The sequence below is a fragment of the Kutzneria kofuensis genome, assembly GCF_014203355.1.
In the GTDB taxonomy this organism is placed as follows: domain Bacteria; phylum Actinomycetota; class Actinomycetes; order Mycobacteriales; family Pseudonocardiaceae; genus Kutzneria; species Kutzneria kofuensis.
Genome location: NZ_JACHIR010000002.1, coordinates 46,095 through 69,845 on the forward strand (window position 1 = coordinate 46,095; position 23,751 = coordinate 69,845).

The 23,751-nt window shown below is 70.6% G+C and carries 2 protein-coding genes (1 of these 2 cut by a window edge); both read left to right on the top strand.

Annotation, left to right across the window (positions count from 1 at the left end):
- The first annotated feature begins 63 nt into the window (after positions 1-63).
- The gene (locus tag BJ998_RS39565; RefSeq protein ID WP_184869276.1) at positions 64-17,676 is read left to right on the top strand and encodes a type I polyketide synthase; all 17,613 of its coding nucleotides are present in this window, start codon (positions 64-66) and stop codon (positions 17,674-17,676) included.
- Positions 17,642-23,751 carry the 5' portion of an SDR family NAD(P)-dependent oxidoreductase gene (locus BJ998_RS39570; RefSeq protein WP_446685020.1) on the top strand. 4,990 nt of this gene lie beyond the right edge of the window, so only the first 6,110 of its 11,100 coding nucleotides appear in the window; it begins with the start codon at positions 17,642-17,644; its stop codon lies beyond the right edge, outside the window. Before BJ998_RS39565 ends, BJ998_RS39570 begins: the two co-directional genes overlap by 35 nt.

Consider the following 23,751-nt stretch of genomic DNA (forward strand, 5'->3'; position numbering starts at 1 on the left):
TTAGCCCCGTGCGTGATTCTCGATCGACCACGGCGGTAGTTCACGACAGGGGGCAGTGGCGCGATGGCTGACGATTCCGTTCTCACCACGTCGCAGCGGGAACCGATCGCCATCGTCGGGATGTCCTGCCGGCTGCCCGGCGCCGGCAGTCCCGACGAGTTCTGGACCGTGCTGCGGGACGGCGTGAATGCCATCGTCGAGACGCCGCCCGAGCGCTGGGACGGCGCGGACGCGCCGCGCTTCGGCGGTTTCCTCGACCAGGTCGACGGGTTCGACCCCGCTTTCTTCCGGATCTCGCCGCGCGAGGCGCTGGCCATGGATCCGCAGCAGCGGCTCATGCTGGAGCTGGGCTGGGAAGCGCTGGAGAACGCCGGGATTCCGCCGGAGAAACTGCGGGAGACCCGGACCGGCGTGTTCGTCGGCGCCATCTGGGACGACTACGCGAAACTGCTGCAGCGCTACGGCACCTCGGCCATCACGCCGCATTCGGTGACCGGGTTGCACCGCAGCATCATCGCCAACCGCCTCTCCTACACGCTCGGCCTGCGCGGGCCGAGCATGACCGTGGACACCGCGCAGTCCTCCTCGCTGGTGGCGGTCCTGACCGCCTGCGAGAGCATCTGGCGCGGCGAGTCGACGTCGGCCATCGCCGGCGGGGTGAACCTGAACCTGGTGCCGGACAGCGCGATCGCGGCGGCGCGGTTCGGCGGCCTGTCCCCGGACGGACGGTGCTTCACCTTCGACGCCCGCGCCAACGGCTACGTGCGCGGCGAAGGCGGCGCGGCGGTGTTCCTGAAGCCGCTGTCCGCCGCGCGGGCCGACGGGGACCGGGTGTACTGCGTCATCCGTGGCGGCTCGGTGAACAACGACGGCGCCACCGACGGCCTGACCGTGCCGAGCGCCCGCGCCCAGGAAGAGGTCGTGCGGGCGGCCCACGAGCGCGCCGGCAGCGACCGGGCCGACGTGCAGTACGTCGAACTGCACGGCACCGGCACCCCGGTCGGCGACCCGCTGGAGGCCGCGGCGCTGGGCGCGGCCATCGGTTCGGCCAAGCAGCCGGGATGCCCGCTGGTCGTCGGGTCGGGCAAGACCAACATCGGCCACCTCGAGGGCGCCGCCGGCATCGCCGGCCTGCTCAAGGCGGCGCTGAGCATCGCCAACCGGCAGATCCCGGCCAGCCTGAACTTCGAGACGCCCAACCCCCGGATCCCGTTGGCCGAGTTGAACATCGAGGTCGCCCGCGAGCTGCGGGAGTGGCCGCGGCCGGACCGGCCGCTGCTGGCCGGCGTCAGCTCCTTCGGCATGGGCGGCACCAACTGCCACCTCGTGCTCAGCGATGTCGCGGAGACCGCCGCCGAGCCGATCCCGGCGGACACGTCGCTGCCGGTGCCGCTGGTCGTCACCGGCCACACTGCCGACGCTGTCCGGGCGCAGGCCGCCCGGCTGAGCGGCTTCGGCGACGTGGCGGACGTGGCGTGGTCGCTGGTGACCACGAGGACCATGTTCGATCACCGCGCGGTGGTCATCGGCGCCGATCGGGACGAACTCGCGGCGGGCCTGAACGCCGTGGCCAACGGCGAGCCGTCCGCGGCCGTCGTGCAGGGCACCGCGGCCGAGCCCGGCCGTCTCGCCGTCCTGTTCACCGGGCAGGGCAGCCAGCGGCTGGGCATGGGCCGCGAGCTGTACGAGGCGTTCCCGGTGTACGCCGAGGCGTTCGACGAGCTCTGCGCGCACATCGAGCAGCCGGTGCGCGAGGTCGTGTTCGGCGCCGACGAGGAGCTGCTCAACCAGACCGCCCACGCGCAGACCGCGCTGTTCGCCGTCGAGGTCGCGCTGTACCGGCTCGTGGAGCACTGGGGCGTGAACCCGGACTTCCTTGCCGGGCATTCCATCGGGGAGCTGGCGGCCGCCCACGTCGCCGGGGTGCTGTCGCTGTCCGACGCCGGCGCGCTGGTGTCGGCCCGGGGCCGGCTGATGCAGGCCGCGCGGGCCGGTGGCGCGATGGTGGCGTTGCAGGCCGGCGAGGACGAGGTGCTGGCCGACCTGCCCGACGGGGTGTCGATCGCCGCGGTCAACGGGCCCCGGTCGACGGTCGTCGCCGGCGACGCCGACGCCGTGCTCGCGGTCGCCGAGCGGTGGCAGGCCGCCGGCCGCAAGACGCGGCGGCTACGGGTCAGCCATGCCTTCCACTCCGCCCACCTGGACGAAGTGCTGGCGGATTTCCGCGCCGTGGCGAGCACCCTGACGTATCGGCCGCCGCGGATCCCGGTGGTCTCCAACGTCACCGGCCGACTCGCCACTGCCGAGCAGCTGTGTTCCCCGGACTACTGGGTGCGGCACATGCGCCAGACGGTCAGGTTCGGAGACGGCGTTCGGGCGCTGCGCGACGAGGGCGTCACGTCCTTCCTCGAACTCGGTCCCGACGCCGTACTGACCTCGATGACCCGGGAGAACGTCGACGGCGTGGCGCTGGCCGCCGCGCTGCGCGCCGGTCGGCCCGAGGTTCCCGCGCTGCTGACCGCCGTCGCGACGGTCTTCGCGCACGGCGGACCGGTGGACTGGGAGTCGGTCCTCGCCGGTCGCGGGCGTCGGATCGCGCTGCCCACCTACGCCTTCCAGCGCGAGCGCTACTGGCCCGAAGGGGTCGAGACCACGCCCGAGGTGCTCGCCGAGCGCGAGGCCGTCCAGCCCGCGACGGCCCCGGCACTGACCAGGCCGGCGCTGCTCGACCTGGTCCGGACGAACGTGGCGATCGTGCTCGGGCACGTCACCTCGGCTGCCGTCGGCGCCGGTCGGGCGTTCAAGGATCTGGGGTTCGACTCGTACGCCGCGGTCGAGCTGTGCGTCCGGCTCGCGCGGGCGACCGGTCTGGCGTTGCCGCCGACCTCGCTGTTCGACTACCCGACGCCGACGGCGCTGGTCGATCACATCCTGGCCGGGCTGTCCGGCGACACCACCGGTGCCGCCGAGACGGCGGCGAGCGCCGTCGACGAGCCGATCGCGATCGTGGCCATGAGCTGCCGATACCCCGGCGGGGTAGCCTCCCCGGAGGACTTGTGGCGGCTGGTCGAGTCGGCGACGGACGCCGTCTCCGACTTCCCCGTCAACCGCAACTGGAACGTCGACGGTCTGTACGACCCGGAGCCGGGCCGGCCCGGCCACACCTACACCCGCCGGGGCGGCTTCCTGCACGACGCCGACCTGTTCGACCCCGGGTTCTTCGGTATCTCGCCGCGTGAGGCGCTCGCCATGGATCCGCAGCAGCGGCTGCTGTTGGAGACCTCGGCCGAGGCGTTCGAGCGGGCCGGGATCGACGCGGCTCGGCTGCGCAACGGCCGGGTCGGCGTGTTCGTCGGCGCCATGTCCCAGGACTACGGCCCGCGCCTGTACCAGCCCGCCGACGGGCTGGACGGATACCTGCTCACCGGCAACACCGCCAGCGTCGCTTCGGGGCGCATCGCGTACACCTACGGCTTCGAAGGGCCGGCGGTCACGGTCGACACCGCCTGTTCGTCTTCGCTGGTGGCCCTGCACCTCGCCGTGCAGGCCCTGCGCGGCGGCGAGTGCACGCTCGCGCTGGCCGGCGGCGCGACCGTGATGGCCAATCCGGGCATGTTCGTGGAATTCAGCCGCCAGCGCGGACTGTCCGTCGACGGCCGTTGCAAGGCGTTCGCCGCCGCCGCGGACGGCACCGGTTGGGCCGAGGGTGTCGGTCTGGTGCTGCTGGAACGTCTTTCGGACGCCCAGCGGAACGGGCACCAGATTCTTGCGGTCATCCGTGGGTCGGCGGTCAACCAGGACGGCGCCTCCAACGGGCTCACTGCACCCAACGGACCGTCGCAGCAACGAGTGATCCGCCAAGCGCTGGCCAACGCCGGACTGTCCACACAGGACATCGATGCCGTCGAGGCACACGGCACCGGCACCCGCCTCGGCGACCCCATCGAGGCCCAAGCCCTGATCGCCACCTACGGCCAGGACCGGGCCGAACCGCTGCGGCTGGGCTCGTTGAAGTCCAACATCGGCCACACCCAGGCCGCCGCCGGCGTCGGCGGCGTCATCAAGATGGTCATGGCCATGCGCCACGGCGTGCTGCCCAAGACGCTGCACGTGGACGCCCCCAGCCCGCACGTGGACTGGACGGCCGGCGCCGTCGAACTGATCACCGAGAACACCCAGTGGCCGGAGCACGACCGCCCCCGCCGGGCCGCCGTCTCGTCGTTCGGCATCAGCGGCACCAACGCCCATGTCATCATCGAACAGGCGCCCGACGCCCCGGCACAGCCGCTCGCCACGACCGACGCCGTCCTGCCCTGGGTCCTGTCGGCCCGCGACACCCGGGCCCTGCGCGCGCAGGCGGCGCGGCTGCGCGAGTTCGTGACCAGCACGGACACCGGCGTTGCCGACGTCGCTTGGACGCTGGCCACCGCGCGGACGGCGTTCGAGCACCGGGCCGTGATCACGGCCGGCGATCGGCAGGGCCTGCTGGCGGGCCTGGACAGCCTGCTCGCGGACGAGCCGGCGGCCGACGTCGCGCTCGGCCAGGCCGACGCCGACATCCAGCCGGTGTTCGTGTTTCCCGGCCAGGGCTCGCAGTGGGTCGGCATGGCCGTCGACCTCATGGAGTCGTCCCCGACCTTCCGGGAGCACATCCTGCGCTGTGAGGAGGCCCTGCGGCCGCACGTCGACTGGTCACTAACCCACATACTCCACCACGGCAACTTCGACCGCGTCGACATCGTCCAACCCGCCCTATGGGCAATCATGATCTCCCTCGCCCAACTCTGGCGCCACCACGGCATCCAACCCACCGCCGTCATCGGCCACTCCCAAGGCGAAATCGCCGCCGCCCACATCGCCGGCGCACTCACCCTCCACGACTCCGCCAAAATCATCGCCCTCCGCAGCAAAGCACTCCGCACACTCACCGGCAAAGGCGGCATGGCCTCCATCGCCCTACCCGCCACCCACCTCACCAACTGGCAAGACCGAATCAGCATCGCCGCCATCAACGGCCCCAACTCAACTGTGGTATCGGGTGATCCAGCCACCCTGGACACCCTCATCACCGACTGCGAAGCACAAGGCATCCGCGCCCGACGCATCCCCGTCGACTACGCCTCCCACTCCCACCACGTCGAAACCATCCGCGACGAACTCCTCACCCTCCTCGCCGACATCGAACCACGACAGTCCACTGTGGCCTTCCACTCCACGCTCACCGGTGAGCTGCTGCCGGACACGACCGTGCTGGATGCCCAGTACTGGTACGACAACCTGCGTCACACCGTGCTCTTCGACCAGGTGGTCCGCGATCTGGCCGGCCGGGGCAACCACCTGTTCATCGAGACGAGCCCGCATCCGGTGCTCGTGCCGAGCATCGAGGACGTCCCCGCGGTGGGCACGCTGCGCCGCGACGAGGGCGGCCTGAACCGGTTCCTGTCCTCCCTCGCCGAGGTTCACGTGCACGGCGGAGCGGTGGACTGGAACGCCTTGTTCGCGGACGTGCCGGCCCGGGTGGTCGACCTGCCGACCTACGCGTTCCAGCGGCAGCGGTACTGGCTGGACAACCCCGCCCAGGACGGCGATCCGGCCGGACTGGGCCTGGAGCGGGCCGGTCACCCGCTGCTGGGGGCCACCGTCGCCATCGCGAACGGCGAGACGGTCGCCTTCACCGGCCGACTGTCGCTGAACTCCCACCCGTGGCTGGCTGATCACGCCGTCTCCGACGCGGTTCTGTTGCCCGGCACGGCCTTCGTCGAACTCGCCCTGCACGCGGGCCAGCAGCTGGGCTGCCCCCGCGTCGAGGAGCTCACCCTCGACGCCCCGCTCGTGCTGTCCACAACGGACAGTGTGCAGATCCAGGTTCTCGTGGGCACCGAGGAATCCGACGCCCATCCGGTTTCCGTCCACTCGCGGCAGGGCGACGGCCCATGGGTCCGGCATGCCTCGGGCCTGCTGTCCACCGGGGCGGCGGCGCCGGCGGCGCTCACGACCTGGCCGCCGCGCGGTCAGTCGGTCGACGTCGACGATCTCTACGAGCGCCTCGCCCGGCAGGGCTATCAGTACGGGCCGAACTTCCGCCGGCTCAAGGCCGTCTGGCGGTCCGGTGACGACCTGTACGCCGAGATCGGCTCGGACGTCGACACCGCCGAGTTCGGCCTGCACCCCGCGCTCCTCGACGCGGCCCTGCATCCACTGGTCGACTCCGACGCCGAGGTGCCCCGGCTGCCCTTCTCCTGGACCGGCGTCAGCCTGCACGCCGCCGGCGCGGGTGCGCTGCGGGTCCGGGTGTCGAAGACCGGGGCCGACAGCGCGTCGTTGACGGTCGCCGACGCCGCCGGCGAGCCGGTGGCGACTATCGACTCCCTCGTGCTGCGCCCGGTGAACCCGAAGCAGCTCACCGCTTCCGGCCATGACGACTTGTACGCGGTGGACTGGGTTCGGGTGCCGGCCGGCACCTCCGACACCACCGGCTGGACCGTGGCATCGGACCTCGGCGGCGTGGGCGATGTCGTCGAGCGCGTGCACGAGGCGACCCGTCGAGCACTGGATCTCTTGCAGGGCAACGACAAGCTCGTCTTCACCACCACACGGGCGGTCGCGGTGTCGCCGGCGGAGGACGTCCACGACCTGGCCGGCGCCGCCGTGTGGGGCCTGGTCCGCACGGCTCAGTCCGAGCAGCCGGGCCGGTTCGTCCTGCTGGACATGGACGAGCCGAGCGAGGAGGCCGTCGCCGCCGCGCTGGCCACCGGCGAGCCGCAGCTGGCCCTGCGCGACGGCGTGCTCCACGCGCCCAGGCTCGTCCGCGTGACCGAGACGTCCGAGGCTCCGGCCCTCACCGGTCCGGTGCTGATCACCGGCGCGAGCGGCACGCTGGCCGGGCTGTTGATCCGTCATCTGGTCGCCGAGCACGGCGTCCGCGAGCTGGTGCTGGCCAGCCGGAGCGGCGCGGCGGTCGAGGTGGAGGGCGCGCGGGTCACGGCGGTCGCGTGCGACATCGCCGACCGGGACGCCGTCGCCGCCCTGCTGGCCGAACACCCCGTCACTGCGGTGATCCACACCGCCGGCGTGCTGGACGACGGCACGATCGACTCGCTGACTCACGACGCCGTCGACCGAGTGCTGCGGCCCAAGGTCGACGGCGCCTGGAACCTGCACGAGCTGACCCGGCAGCTGCCGTTGACGGCCTTCGTGACCTACTCCTCGGTCGTCGGCACGATCGGTCACGCCGGCCAGGGCAACTACGCCGCGGCCAACGCCTTCCTGGACGGCCTCGCCCAGCACCGCCGCGCGGCCGGGCTGCCGGCGACGTCGCTGGCCTGGGGCCTGTGGGCCGACGCCAGCGGCATGACCGGTCACCTGGGCGAGGCCGACCTGGCCCGCATGTCCCGCGGCGGCATCGCGCCGCTGCCGACGCGACGCGGTCTCGAACTGTTCGACATGGTCCGGGCCTCGGCGCGGCCGGCGGTGATTCCGGCGCGGTTGGACCTGCCCGCCCTGCGGTCGCTGGCCGAACTGCCGCCGTTGTTCCGCGGCCTGGTCCGGGCGCCGGTTCGTCGTGCGAACGACACCGCCGAGGTGTCGTGGGCACAGCGCCTGGCCTCGATGCCGGCCGAGGACCGGGCCGACGCGCTGCTGGAACTGGTGCGCGCCCAGGTCGCGACCGTCCTCGGGCACGCGGATTCCGACACGCTCGACGCCGAGCGACCGTTCAAGGAGCTGGGTTTCGACTCCCTGACCGGGGTCGAACTGCGCAACCGCCTCACCACCGCCACTGGCATGCGCCTGCCGGCCACCCTGGTGTTCGACCACCCGAGCCCGTCCGCGGTCGCGGCCTTCCTGCTGGCCCAGGTCGTCGGGACGGCGGAGGCCGTCGCCCAGGCACCGGTCGCGGTCGCCGCCGACGAGCCGATCGCCATCGTGGCGATGAGCTGCCGCTACCCCGGCGGCGTCACGACGCCGGAGCAGCTGTGGGACCTCGTCGCCGCCGGCGCGGACGCCATCGGGGACTTTCCGACCGACCGCGGTTGGGACCTGGCCGGCCTGTACGACCCGGATCCCGACCAGCAGGGCAAGATCTACACCACCCGTGGCGGATTCCTGCACGACGCCGCCGACTTCGACCCCGAGTTCTTCGGCATCAGCCCGCGCGAGGCCCTGGCCACCGACCCGCAGCAGCGGCTGCTCCTGGAGACGGCGTGGGAGGCGTTCGAGCGGGCCGGCATCGACCCCGCCACCCTGCGCGGCAGCCGGACCGGCGTGTTCACCGGCGTGATGTACAACGACTACTCCTCACGCCTGCGCCAGGCCCCGGACGGCTTCGAGGGCTTCCTGCTCGCGGGGAACCAGGCGAGCGTCGCCTCCGGCCGCGTGTCGTACACGTTCGGGCTGGAGGGGCCGGCGGTCACGGTCGACACCGCCTGTTCGTCCTCGCTGGTGGCGCTGCACCTCGCCGCCCAGGCCCTGCGCAGCGGCGAATGCACGCTCGCGCTGGCCGGCGGTGTCGCGCTGATGGCGACGCCCACGACGTTCGTGGAGTTCAGCCGCCAGCGGGGTCTCGCCCCGGACGGCCGCTGCAAGTCGTTCGCCGCGGCGGCGGACGGCACCGGATGGAGCGAGGGCGCCGGCCTGCTGCTGCTCGAACGCCTGTCCGACGCCCAGCGCAACGGCCACCAGGTGCTCGCCGTCGTCCGCGGATCGGCGGTGAATCAGGACGGTGCCTCCAACGGCCTCACCGCGCCCAACGGACCGTCCCAGCAACGGGTCATCCGCCAGGCGCTGGCCAACGCGGGACTGTCCACACAGGACGTCGACGCGGTGGAAGCCCATGGCACCGGCACCCGTCTCGGCGACCCCATCGAGGCCCAAGCGCTGCTGGCCACCTACGGACAGGACCGCGCCGAACCGCTCTACCTCGGCTCGATCAAGTCCAACATCGGCCACACGCAGGCCGCAGCCGGCGCCGCCGGCATCATCAAGATGGTCATGGCCATGCGCCACGGCGTGCTCCCCAAGACCCTGCACCTGGACGAGGCCAGCCCACACGTCGACTGGACCGCCGGCGCGGTCGAACTCCTCACCGACAGCACCGACTGGCCCGAGCGCGACCGCCCACGCCGGGCCGGCATCTCCTCGTTCGGCATCAGCGGCACCAACGCCCACGTGATCATCGAGCAGGCGCCGGCCGTCGAGGCCGCTCCGTCGGCGCCGAACGGAGTGGTGCCGTGGGTGCTCTCCGCCCGCACCGAGCGGGCGCTGCGGGATCTGGCCGCGCAGTTGCGGGAGGTCGACGCCGACGAGGCCGACATCGCGCACACGCTGCTCGAGCGGTCGACGTTCGAACACCGGGCCGTGGTGATCGGCGACAGCCGGGACCGGCTCGTTCGGGGGCTGGCCGACCTCACGATCGTCGGCGCCGCCACCGGCCCGGCCAAGCCGGTGTTCGTCTTCCCCGGCCAGGGCGCGCAGTGGGCCGGCATGGGCCTCGCGCTGCTGGACTCGTCCGAGGTGTTCGCCGAGCGGCTCCGCGAGTGCGGGGACGCGCTGGCCGAGTTCGTCGACTGGTCGCTGGTGGACGTGCTGCGGGAGGGCTCGTTCGACCGGGTGGACGTCGTCCAGCCGGCGCTGTGGGCGGTCATGGTGTCGCTGGCCGAGCTGTGGCGGTCGGTCGGCGTCGAACCGGCGGCGGTGCTCGGCCACTCCCAGGGAGAGATCGCCGCTGCCTGCGTGTCGGGCGCGTTGTCGGTCAGGGACGCGGCGCGAGTCGTCGCGCTGCGCAGCAAAGCCATCACCCGGCTCGCCGGGACCGGTGGCATGGTGTCGGTCGCACTGCCCGTGGCCGAATTGGAGCCGTTGCTGGGCGACCGGCTTTCAGTAGCCGCCGTGAACGGGCCTCGCTCCGCCGTCGTCTCCGGCGACCCGGCCGCGTTGGACGAGCTGATCGCGCGGTGCGAGGCCGACGAGATCCGCGCCCGCCGGGTTCCGGTGGACTACGCCTCGCACTCCAGCCATGTGGAGGCGATCGAGCAGGAACTGCTCGAAGTGTTGGCCCCGATCCAGCCGCGGCGGTCGGACGTCCCGTTCTTCTCCACGGTGACGGCCGACTGGTTCGACACCAGCGGCCTCGACGCCGCCTACTGGTACCGCAACCTGCGGCGGACCGTGCAGCTGGACGCCGGCGTGCGGAGCCTGATCGCCCAGGGCCATGCCGTGTTCGTCGAAGTCAGCCCGCATCCCGTGCTGGTGCAGGGCATCGAGGACGCGGCAGCGGTGGGCACGCTGCGCCGCGACGACGGCGGCATGGACCGGTTCCTCACCGCCGCGGCCGAAGGCTACGTGCGCGGGCTGGCCGTCAGCTGGCGGTCCGTGCTCGCGGGCCGTGGCCGACACGTGGAGCTGCCGACGTATCCGTTCCAACGGCAGCGGTACTGGCTGGAGGCCCCGAGCATCGCGGGCGACGTCGCGTCGGCCGGCCTGGTCCCGAACGAGCATCCGTTGCTCGGGGTGGCCGTGCCGCTGGGCGACGAGCAGGGGCTGGTGCTGACCGGTCGGCTGTCCCTGGCCACCCAGCCGTGGCTGGCCGATCACGCCCTGGACGGCACGGTGCTGGTACCCGGCACGGCGTTCGTGGACCTGGCGATCCACGCCGGCGACCAGGTCGGTTGCGGTCACGTCGTCGAGCTGACGCTGGAGGCGCCGCTGGTCGTGCCCGAGCAGGGCTCGCTGTCCGTGCAGGTCGTCGTCACCGGCGAGGGCGACACCAGGCAGCTGAACGTGTACTCCCGGCCGGACGACGGCGAGTGGACCCGCCACGCCAGCGGCGTGGTGAGCTCCTCTGCCCTGCCGCCGAGCCGATACGACGGCCAGTGGCCGCCAGCGGGCAGCACGCCCGTCGACATCGACTACGACCTGTTGGCCGGCAAGGGATACGAGTACGGGCCGGCGTTCCAGGGCCTGCGGGCGGCGTGGCGGCACGGCGACGCCGTCTACGCCGAGGTGGTGCTGCCGATCGAGGCCGCCGGATTCGGGCTGCACCCCGCGCTGCTCGATGCGGCGCTGCATCCGATCGTGCTCGGCGCCCTGGGTGAGCGAGAACCGGGCCTGTTGCCGTTCAGCTGGAGTGACGTGGCGCTGCACGCCGTCGGCGCGACCACGCTGCGGGTCGTGCTGCGGCCCGACGGGCCGGGCGCGGTGTCATTGGCAGTCGCCGACGGCGCGGGGCTGCCGGTCGCTTCCGTGGGTTCGCTGAGCCTGCGGCCGATCGCCGCCGACGCACTGCGTTCCGATGGAACACGCCATTCGCTGTTCCACGTCGAATGGTTCCCGGCGGAAGCCACCGAGTCCGACTTCGATGTGCTGGACACGGCCGGCATGACCACCGCCGCCGTGCTCACCGCGGTCCAGAGCCACGAGGCCGAGACTCCGCTCGCTGTCGTCGTACGCTCGGACGACCTCGCCCCAGTGCGCGGTCTCATCCGCAGCGCGTACACCGAGAACCCCGGCCGGTACGTCCTGGTGGAGGCCGACAATACGCCGGCGGCCATTCCCGCCGACGAGCCCCACGTCGTCGTCCGCGACGGCCAGGTCCTCGTGCCGCGGCTGGTCGAGGCCCGTGCTGTCACGCCGGCACCCGACTTCGGCGAGGCCGTGCTGATCACCGGCGGCACCGGCACACTCGGCGTTCTGATCGCGCGTCACCTGGTCGCCACCTATGGGGTCCGGCGCCTGGTGCTGCTCAGCCGGGGCGGCGGCGACGTCGACATCCCGGGCGCGGAGGTCACGGTCGTCGCCTGCGACGCTGCGGACCGCGAAGCCCTCGCGGCGGTCATCGCCCGGCACTCCCCCACGTCGATCATCCACGCGGCCGGTGTGCTGGACGACGGCACCTTCGACGCGTTGACGCCGGAGCGGCTGGACACCGTGTTCCGGCCGAAGATCGCCGCCGCCCGCAACCTGCACGAGCTCACCGAGCACCTGCCGCTGCGTCAGTTCGTGCTGTTCTCGTCGATCGCGGGCATCCTCGGCACCGCCGGCCAGGCCAACTACGCTGCCGCCAACACCTACCTCGACGCCCTGGCCCAGCACCGCCGGGACCGGGGCCTGCCCGCGGTCTCGCTGGCCTGGGGGCTGTGGGCCGAGGGCACCGGCATGACCGGTCACCTCGGCCACAACGACATCGCCCGGATGGGCCGCACCGGCCTGGCCCGGATGGCCACCGAGCAGGGACTGGCCCTGTTCGACGCGGCCCTGCGGACGGACCGCCCGCTGGTCGTTCCGGCGCGCATCGACATCGCCGCCGTCCGGGCGCTGGCCCGGCAGGGGCAGCTTCCCGCCGTGCTCCGCAAGCTGGTTCGCACGCCGTCGCGGCGGACCGCGGCGGCCGGCACCGATTCCGAACTGGCGACCACGCTCCGGGGCCTGCCGACCGAGCGGCAGCTCCAGACGCTGCTCGAGCTGATTCACCGCACGGCCGCTGCGGTGCTCGGGCACGAGCGGCCGGAGTCGGTCAACACCGAGCGCACGTTCAAGGAACTCGGCTTCGACTCGCTGACGGCGTTGGAGCTGCGTAACCGGCTGGCCGCCGCGACCGGCACGACCTTGCCGGCGAGCCTGGTCTTCGACTACCCGAATCCGGCGGTGCTCGCCGAGCACCTCCGCACACGGATCCTGGACGTCCGGGCGGCGACAACCGGGCCGGCGGCGGTGCGGGCCGGCGCGGACGAGCCGATCGCGATCGTGGGTATGAGCTGCCGCTACCCAGGCGGCGTCAGCACGCCGGACCAGTTGTGGCAGTTGGTCGTCGGCGGCGTCGACGCCATCGGAGAATTCCCCGCCAACCGCGGCTGGCACACCGACGCCATCTACCACCCCGACCCCGACCACGGCGGCACCACGTACACCAGGCACGGCGGTTTCCTCTACGAGGCCGACCACTTCGACGCCGAGTTCTTCGGCCTCAGCCCGCGCGAGGCCATGGCGACCGATCCGCAGCAGCGGCTCCTGCTCGAAACCGCCTGGGAGGCGATGGAATCCGCCGGTATCGACCCGACGTCGTTGCAAGGCAGCCCGACCGGGGTGTTCGCCGGCGTGATGTACGGCGACTACGGCTCCCGGTTGCACCGCGCGCCGGACGGCTTCGAGGGGCACCTCGCCATCGGCAACACCGCCAGCGTGGCTTCCGGCCGCGTGTCCTACACGTTCGGCTTCGAGGGCCCCGCGGTCACCGTCGACACGGCCTGTTCGTCCTCGCTCGTGGCAACGCATCTGGCCGTGCAGGCGCTGCGACAGGGTGAGTGCGATCTTGCCCTTGCCGGCGGCGTGACCGTGATGGCGACGCCGACGATGTTCATCGAGTTCAGCCGCCAGCGCGGGTTGTCGCCGGACGGTCGCTGCCGGTCGTTCTCCGCGGACGCCAATGGCGCGGCGTGGTCGGAGGGCGCGGGTCTGGTGCTGTTGGAGCGGTTGTCGGACGCCCAGCGCAACGGGCACCAGATCCTGGCGGTCATCCGCGGCTCGGCGGTCAACCAGGACGGCGCATCCAACGGCCTCACCGCACCCAACGGGCCATCGCAGCAACGGGTGATCCGCCAAGCCCTGAGCAACGCCGGACTGTCCACACAAGACATCGACGCCGTCGAAGCCCACGGCACGGGAACCACACTCGGCGACCCCATCGAGGCCCACGCCCTGATCGCCACCTACGGCCAGGATCGGGCCGAACCGCTGCGGCTGGGCTCGATCAAGTCCAACATCGGCCACACCCAGGCCGCTGCCGGTGTCGCCGGGATCATCAAGATGGTCATGGCCATGCGCCACGGCGTCCTGCCGAAGACCCTGCACGCGGCGGAACCCACTCCGCACGTGGACTGGACCGCCGGCTCCGTCGAGCTTCTCGCTGAGAACACGACGTGGCTGGTCAATGACCATCCCCGTCGGGCCGGCATCTCGTCGTTCGGCATCAGCGGCACCAACGCCCACATCATCATCGAACAACCACCAGCAACAGAACCAGTAGAAGTAGGCCCAGCGGACCAACCCTGGATCCTCACCGCCCGCACCCCCGACGCGCTCCAAGCCCACGCCCAACAACTAACCACCATCAACGCCAACCCGGCCGCCATCGCCCACGCCCTCAACACCCGCACCCGCTTCGACCACCGCGCCATCATCACCAGCGACCACAAAGCCACACTCCACGCCCTCGCCACCGGACAACCGTCCCCCTTCCTCACCCAGGCCCACATCGTCCCCGGCAAAACCGCCTACCTGTTCACCGGACAAGGCAGCCAACGCGCCGGCGCAGGAAGCGAACTCTACAAAACCCACCCCATCTTCGCCGCCGCCCTCGACGCCGCCAGCACCCCCGAACTACGCCACATCATGTTCAGCGACCCAGACCGACTGAACCAAACCCTGCACACCCAACCCGCCCTCTTCGCCCTACAAACCGCCCTCTACCGACAACTCCAACACTGGGGACTCACCCCCGACTACGTCGCCGGCCACTCCATCGGCGAACTCACCGCCGCCCACATCGCCGGCATCCTCACCCTCCACGACGCCCTCACCCTCATCAACGCCCGCGCCACAGCGATGCAAAGCGCCCCCACCGGCGGCGCCATGATCGCCATCAACACCACCGAACACGACATCACCCCCCACCTCACCAACAACGTCACCATCGCCGCCATCAACAGCCCCCACTCCCTCGTCATCGCCGGCGACCACGACGAGACACACCACATCGCCGACATCCTCGCCGCCCAAGGCCACAAGACCAAAACCCTCACCGTCAGCCACGCCTTCCACTCCCCCCACATGGACGACATCCTCAACCAATTCCACACCGTCGCCCACACCATCACCTACCACCAACCCACCATCCCCCTCATCACCTCAGGCCCAGGCGACCCCACCACCCCCGACTACTGGACCAACCACATCCGCAACACCGTCCGATTCCACGACGCCACCACCCAACTCCACACCAACGGCGTCACCACCTACATCGAAATCGGCCCCACGGCCGTGCTCACCCCGCACCTCGAACCCACCGCCACCAGCCTGCCCACGCTGCAGAAGACCAAGTCCGAACACCACACCCTCAACGCCATCCGCATCACCACCCCCACCACACCCAACCAACCCACCATCACCCTGCCCACCTACCCATTCCAACGCCAGCGCTACTGGCTCGACGCACCCCAGCACGTCGATCCCCTGGACACCACCGGCCACCCACTCCTCTCGGCGGCGTTGGAGCTTCCCGATGACGGCGGCCTGGTGCTGACCGGACAGCTGTCCCTGGCCACGCATCCCTGGCTGGCCGACCACCAAGTCCGCGGAACGGCCATTCTCCCCGGCACAGCCTTCGTCGAACTCGCCGTGCACGCGGGCGGCCAGGTGGACGCCGACCTTCTCGCCGAACTCACCCTTGAGGCACCCCTGGTCGTGCCCGACCACAACGTGGCCCAGCTTCGGATCACGGTCGGCGCCGCGGACGAGGGCAACCGCAGGATCAGTTTCCATTCGCGTACCGACGGAGACTGGGTCCGTCATGCCACCGGCGTCCTCACCGAGGGCTTCGAACCACTGGGGACAGGCGAACTCCTCCCGAGCGACGCCACTCCGGTTGACGTGGCGGCCTTCTACGACCGGCTCGCTGATCGTGGCTACGACTACGGTGACACCTTCCGGGGACTCACCGCGGCCTGGCGGCTCGGCGACGACCTCTACGGCGAGGTCCGGCTGTCCGACGACGTCGAGCGGGCCGGCTTCCGCGTGCATCCCGCCCTGCTCGACGCCGCCCTTCACCCCATGCTGCTCGCCACGGACGACGAGATCCTGCTGCCCTACTCGTGGTCCGGGGTCCGCCTGGCCGCCACCACCGCCACCACCCTGCTCGTGAAGATCACCCCGGCCGGTCGGATCACTGCCGTCGACCCGTCCGGCAATCCCGTACTGGACGTGACTTCCCTCGCCGTTCGCCCGCTCCCGCGAAGCGAGGAACCCCTCTACCGGCTGACCTGGACTCCGGTCACCGCAACGTCGACCTCCCCGGTCTCCCAGGTGGTCCACCTCACCGGCCACGACACCCCCCACGCCGCCGCAACCACCGCCCTACACACCATCCAAACCTGGCTCGCCGACAACACCAACCAACAGCTGGTCGTCGCCACCCGCCGCGCCATCGCCACCACCGACGACGAGGACGTCCACGACCTCCCCGCCGCAAGCGTCTGGGGACTGGTTCGCACCGCTCAACAAGAACACCCCGGCCGCTTCGTCCTCGTCGACACCGACGGCGAAATCCCGGCCAACCTCCCCGACAACGAACCACAACTGGCCATCCGCAACGGCACGATCCACACCCCCCGCCTCACCAAACACACCGCAGCACAAGCTCAACCGATCGACCTCGGCCACACCATTCTCATCACCGGAGCCAACGGCACCCTCGCCCGACTCCTCACCACCCACCTCACCAACCAGCACCCCACGGCCAAACTCGTCCTACTCAGCCGCACCCCCACAACAAGCTCGAACCCCAACATCACCACCATCTCCGCCGACATCAGCGACCGCGAGGCCGTGGCCGCCGTCATCGAGCAACACCCGCCCACCGCCGTCATCCACACCGCCGGCGCCCTCGACGACGGCATCATCACCAACCTGACCCCAGACAACATCACCACCGTCTTCCGAGCCAAGGTCAACGGCGCCCAGCACCTCCACGAACTCACGAAACACCTGCCCCTCAAAGCCTTCGTCCTCTACTCCAGCATCGCCGGCACCATCGGCAACCCCGGACAGGCGAACTACGCGGCCGCCAACACCTACCTCGACGCACTCGCCCACCACCGTCATTCGCACGGCCTCACCGCCCTGTCCTTGGCCTGGGGCCTGTGGGAGCAGTCCAGCACCATGACCGCCGGTCACAACTACGAGACCACCGGCGTCGCTCCCATCCCCACAGCCGATGCCCTCACCCAGTTCGACGCCGCGCTGTCGTCGGGCCTGCCGACCCTGGTCCCGGCCCGACTGGACACAAAGGTGTTGCGAACCAAGGCGATCGACGGCAGGCTACCCTCGGTTCTGCGTGATCTGGTCCGCGTGCCAACGGATTCCGCGTCTCGACGGCCGACGAAGCAGCTGACCGGGTTGCCGGCGGAGGAACTGGTCCGGGTCGTGCCGGACTTCGTGCGCGGCCAGATCGCAACGGTGCTGGGGCATGCGGCGCCGGAGCGGATCGAGCCCGACCAGGGCCTGCTCGACATGGGCTTCGACTCGTTGACGGCGATCGAACTGCGCAACCGGCTGATCGCGGCGACAGGCCTTCAGCTGTCGAGCACGCTGGTGTTCGACTATCCGACCGCGACCGCGTTGTCCGATCACCTGGTGGCCGAGCTGGGCACGGCCGGGAGGCCGGACGACGATCCGGTGCTCGCGGAGCTGGACCGCCTGGAGCGGGCGCTGGCGCGGGTGACCGCCGACCGGGCGGTTCGCGGCAAGGTCGGCAACCGGCTGCGGGCGCTGCTGCGGCAGTGGCACGACACGGACACCAGAGGGGCCGACGACGACCTGGAGTCGGCCACCGACGAGGAACTGTTCCTCGCCCTGGACTCGGAACTCGGTATGGATCCGGACGGATCCCAGCTGCCCCAAGGGGGATGACGGTCGTATGACGAACGAGGACAAGCTCCGCGACTATCTCAAGCGGGCGACGACCGATCTGCGACTGGCCCGGCAGCGGGTGCGCGACCTCGAGGAACGGGACCAGGAGCCGGTCGCGGTCATCGGCATGAGCTGCCGCTACCCCGGTGGCGTCACGACACCGGAGCAGCTGTGGGATCTCGTCACCAGCGGCGTCGACGCGATCGGGGAGTTCCCGACGAACCGGGGCTGGCACACCGACGCCATCTACGACCCCGACCCCGATCGCGCGGGCACCACGTACACCAGGCAGGGTGGATTCCTCTACGAGGCCGACCACTTCGATCCCGAGTTCTTCGGCCTCAGCCCCCGCGAGGCACTCGCCACCGACCCCCAACAACGCCTCCTGCTCGAAACCACCTGGGAAGCCCTGGAGACCGCCGGCATCGACCCCACCTCACTGAAGGGCAGCCCCACCGGCGTCTTCGCCGGCATCATGTACAACGACTACGCGTCCCGCCTGAACCCGATGCCGGAAAGCTTCGAGGGTTACCTCGCCACCGGCAGCGCCGGCAGCATCGCCTCGGGCCGCGTGTCCTACACCTTCGGTTTCGAGGGCCCCGCGGTCACCATCGACACGGCGTGCTCGTCCTCGCTCGTGGCGACGCATCTGGCCGTGCAGGCGCTGCGTAAGCGGGAATGCTCACTGGCCGTCGCCGGTGGCGTGACGGTGATGGCCACTCCCGGCACGTTCATCGAGTTCAGCCGCCAGCGCGGATTGTCGCCGGACGGCCGCTGCCGAGCGTTCTCGGCGCACGCCAACGGAACCGGCTGGAGCGAGGGCGCTGGTCTGGTGCTGCTGGAGCGGCTGTCGGACGCCCAGCGCAACGGCCGGCGCATTCTCGCGGTGATCCGCGGCTCTGCGGTCAACCAGGACGGGACGAGCAGCCAGCTGACTGCCCCGAACGGACCGTCGCAGCAGCGGGTGATCCGCCAAGCCCTGGCCAACGCCGGACTGTCCACACAGGACATAGACGCCGTCGAAGCCCACGGCACCGGCACCCGCCTCGGCGACCCCATCGAGGCCCAAGCCCTCATCGCCACCTACGGCCAGGACCGGGCCGAACCGCTGCGGCTGGGCTCGATCAAGTCCAACATCGGCCACACCCAGGCCGCCGCCGGCGTCGCCGGCATCATCAAAATGGTCATGGCCATCCACAACGGCGTCCTGCCCAAAACCCTGCACGCCGACGAGCCGACACCCCACGTCGACTGGACGGCCTCAACGGTAGAGCTCCTCACCGAGAACACCGATTGGCCCGAGCAGAACCGCCCCCGGCGCGCCGGCATCTCCTCGTTCGGCATCAGCGGCACCAACGCCCACATCATCATCGAGCAGGCGCCCCCAACGGAACCAGTGGAAGTGGGCGCAGCGGACGAACCCTGGATCCTGAGCGCCCGCACCCCCGAAGCGCTCCAAGCCCAAGCCCAACAACTCTCGACCGTCGAAGCCGAGCCGCAGGCCATCGCTCGGACGTTGAACACCCGCACCCGGTTCCCGCATCGCGCAATCATCACCGGCGACCACGCCACCGCGCTCCAGGCCCTGGCCACCGGACAACCGTCCCCCTTCCTCACGAAAGCCCTTGTCACACAGGGAAAGACCGCCTACCTGTTCACCGGACAAGGCAGCCAACGCGCCGGCGCCGGCAGCGAACTCTACAAAACCCACCCCATCTTCGCCGCAGCCCTCGACGCCGCCAGCACCCCCGAACTACGCCACATCATGTTCAGCGACCCGGACCGGCTCAACCAGACTATCCACACCCAACCCGCCCTCTTCGCCCTACAAACCGCCCTCTACCGACAACTCCAACACTGGGGACTCACCCCCGACTACGTCGCCGGACACTCCATCGGAGAGATCACCGCCGCCCACATCGCCGGCATCCTCACCCTCCACGACGCCCTCACCCTCATCAACGCCCGCGCCACAGCGATGCAAAGCGCCCCCACCGGCGGCGCCATGATCGCCATCAACACCACCGAACACGACATCACCCCCCACCTCACCGACAACGTCACCATCGCCGCCATCAACAGCGCCGACTCACTGGTGATCGCCGGCGACACCGCAGAGGCACACCACATCGCCGACATCTTCGCCGCCCAAGGCCACAAGACCAAAACCCTCACCGTCAGCCACGCCTTCCACTCCCCCCACATGGACGACATCCTCAACCAATTCCACACCGTCGCCCACACCATCACCTACCACCAACCCACCATCCCCCTCATCACCTCAGGCCCAGGCGACCCCACCACCCCCGACTACTGGACCAACCACATCCGCAACACCGTCCGATTCCACGACGCCACCACCCAACTCCACACCAACGGCGTCACCACCTACATCGAAATCGGACCCACCCCCACCCTCACCCCACACCTCCCCACCACCACAACCCGACTCACCACACTCCGCAAAAACAAACCCGAACACCACACCCTCAACACCATCCGCATCACCACCCCCACCACACCCAACCAACCCACCATCACCCTGCCCACCTACCCATTCCAACGCCAGCGCTACTGGCTCGACGCACCGGAACGCGTGGATCCCGCCGGGCTCGGACTCGCGAATCCGAACCATCCCCTGCTCGACGCGGCGCTCGAACTCGCCGCGGACGACGGTCTCGTGCTGACCGGCCAGCTCTCCCTCGACAAGCACCCCTGGCTGGCCGACCACCAGATCAACGACGCCACCATCCTGCCCGGAACGGCCTTCGTCGAACTCGCCGTGCACGCCGGCAGCCACATCGGCTGCGGACGTCTCGCGGAGCTCACGCTGGAGGCGCCGCTGGTGCTGCCGGAGCAGGGAGTCGTGCGCCTCCAGATCGCGGTGAGCGGCCCCGACGGCACCGGCCTGCGACCGATCAGCCTCTACTCCCGCGCCACCGAGGACGACGAGTGGACCCGCCACGCCACCGGCTCGCTCACGAGCGACCAGCCGTCGGTCCCGCACGCGGGCCTCACGACGTGGCCACCGACGGGGGCGGCAGAACTCGACGTCGACGGCCTCTACGACGCGTTGGCCGGCGCCGGATATGGCTACGGTCCGGCCTTCCAGGGTCTCCGCGCCGCCTGGCGACTGGGTGATGACGTCTACGCGGAGGTCGAAGCCGCGGAGACGGCCGCCGTGCTCGACGCCGCGCTGCACGCCCTGCTGATCGACGCCCGCGGTGACGTCGAGCTGCCGTTCAGCTGGGCGGGTGTCACGCTGCACGCGACCCCAGCGGCTCGCCTGCGCGCGAAGCTCTCGCCCTCAGCGCAGGGCACCTCCCTGACCGTCACCGACGAAGCCGGCAACCTGGTCGCCGCCGTCGACGCCCTGACGACGCGTCCGTTCACGAAGCCGCAGGCACCGCTGTACCGGCTGACCTGGATTCCCGCCGCCAGCACGGCAAGCTCCCCGGTGTCCGAAGTCGTCCACATCACCGGGCGCGACACTCCTCACGCCGCAGCCACCGCAGCGCTCCACGCCGTACAGACCTGGCTGGCCGACAACACCGAAGACCGCCTCGTCATCGCCACACGCCGCGCCATCGCCACCACCGACGACGAGGACGTCCACGACCTCCCCGCCGCAACCGTCTGGGGACTGGTTCGCACCGCTCAACAAGAACACCCCGGCCGCTTCGTCCTCGTCGACACCGACGGCGAAATCCCGGCCAACCTCCCCGACAACGAACCACAACTGGCCATCCGCGGCGGCAAACTGCACATCCCCCGACTCACCAAACAACCGACCGCCGAGGCTCAACCCATCGACTTGGGCCACACCATCCTCATCACCGGAGCCAACGGCACCCTCGCCCGACTCCTCACCACCCACCTCACCAACCAGCACCCCACGGCCAAACTCGTCCTACTCAGCCGCACCCCCACAACAGGCTCGAACCCCAACATCACCACCATCTCCGCCGACATCAGCGACCGCGAGGCCGTGGCCGCCGTCATCGAGCAACACCCGCCCACCGCCGTCATCCACACCGCCGGCACCCTCGACGACGGCATCATCACCAGCCAAACCCCCGAACGACTCGACACCGCGCTACGCCCCAAAGTCGACGGCGCCTGGCTCCTGCACGAACTCACTCAACACCTCCCCCTCAAAGCCTTCGTCCTCTACTCCAGCATCGCCGGCACCATCGGCAACCCCGGACAGGCCAACTACGCAGCCGCCAACACCTACCTCGACGCACTCGCCCACCACCGCCACACCCACCGCCTCCCCGCGACCTCCCTCGCCTGGGGACTCTGGGCCCACAGCAGCACCATGACCACCAATCACAACCACACCACCACCGGCATCGCCCCCATCCCCACACCCCAAGCCCTCACCCAATTCGACACCGCCCTGTCGTTAGGCCTGCCGACCCTGGTCCCGGCGCTGTTCGACCAGCCGGTGCTGGGCCGGAAGGCACGGGCGGGTGTGCTGCCGGCCGTGCTGCGGGGACTGGTGCGTACTCCGGTCCGGGCGACCGGCTCGGACGTGGTGCGCGGCCTGGCCGATCTGTCCGAAAAGGACAGGCGGCGGTCGGTGCTGGATCTGGTGTTGCGGCAGGTCGCGTCCGTGCTGGCGCATCCGTCGCCGAACAGCATCGGGGTCGATGTCTCGTTCAAGGATCTCGGGTTCGACTCGCTGACGGCCGTCGAGCTCCGCAACAGTCTCAGCGCGGCAACGGGAACCCAGCTGCCGGCGACGCTGGTGTTCGACCACCCCACTCCGGCGGCGCTCGCCGACCACCTGCTGGCCCAGTTGCTGGGCATCCGCACGGCCGGCGCGGCGGCGGTGCGCACGGCCAGCGAGGAACCGATCGCGATCATCGGCATGAGCTGCCGCTACCCCGGTGGCGTCACGACACCGGAGCAGCTGTGGGATCTCGTCACCAGCGGCACCGACGCGATCAGCGATTTCCCCACCAACCGGGGCTGGCACACCGATTCGATCTACCACCCGGACCCGGACCACATCGGCACCACCTACACCACCCAGGGCGGATTCCTCCACCACGCCGACCACTTCGACCCCGAGTTCTTCGGCCTCAGCCCCCGCGAGGCACTCGCCACCGACCCCCAACAACGCCTCCTGCTCGAAACCACCTGGGAAGCCCTGGAGACCGCCGGCATCGACCCCACCTCACTGAAGGGCAGCCCCACCGGCGTCTTCGCCGGCATCATGTACAACGACTACGGGTCGCGGCTGCACCACCGGCCGGAGAACTTCGACGGCTACATCGGCAACGGCAGTGCCGGCAGCGTGGCTTCCGGGCGCGTCGCCTACACGCTGGGCCTGGAGGGGCCGGCGATCACCGTCGACACGGCCTGTTCCTCCTCGCTGGTCGCCATCCACCTGGCCGCCCAGGCGCTGCGGCGCGGCGAGTGCACGCTCGCGCTGGCCGGCGGGGTCACGGTGATGGCCACCCCCGGACTGTTCATCGAGTTCAGCCGGCAGCGCGGGCTCGCGCCCGACGGTCGCTGCAAGGCGTTCTCCGCCCAGGCCAACGGAACAGGGTGGGGCGAGGGTGTGGGCATCGTCGCCTTGGAGCGGCTCTCGGACGCCCAGCGCAACGGCCACCAGATCCTGGCGGTCATCCGCGGGTCGGCGCTCAACCAGGACGGCGCATCCAACGGCCTCACCGCACCCAGCGGACCGTCCCAGCAGCGAGTGATCCGCCAAGCCCTCGCCAACGCCGGACTGTCCACACAGGACGTCGACGCCGTCGAAGCCCACGGCACGGGAACAGTGCTCGGCGACCCCATCGAGGCCCAAGCCCTCATCGCCACCTACGGCCAGGACCGCACCGAACCGCTGCGGCTGGGCTCGTTGAAGTCCAACATCGGCCACACCCAGGCCGCCGCCGGCGTCGGCGGCGTGATCAAGATGGTCATGGCCATGCGACACGGCATCCTGCCCAAAACCCTGCACGCCGACGAACCGTCACCCCACATCGACTGGACGGCCGGCGCCGTCGAACTCCTGACCGAGAACACCGGCTGGCCCGAGACCAACCGGCCCCGCCGGGCCGC

What these genes read in the sequence shown, in the direction of transcription:
- BJ998_RS39565 (WP_184869276.1), top strand. Translation starts at nt 64, where the DNA reads ATGGCTGACGATTCCGTTCTCACCACGTCGCAGCGGGAACCGATCGCC.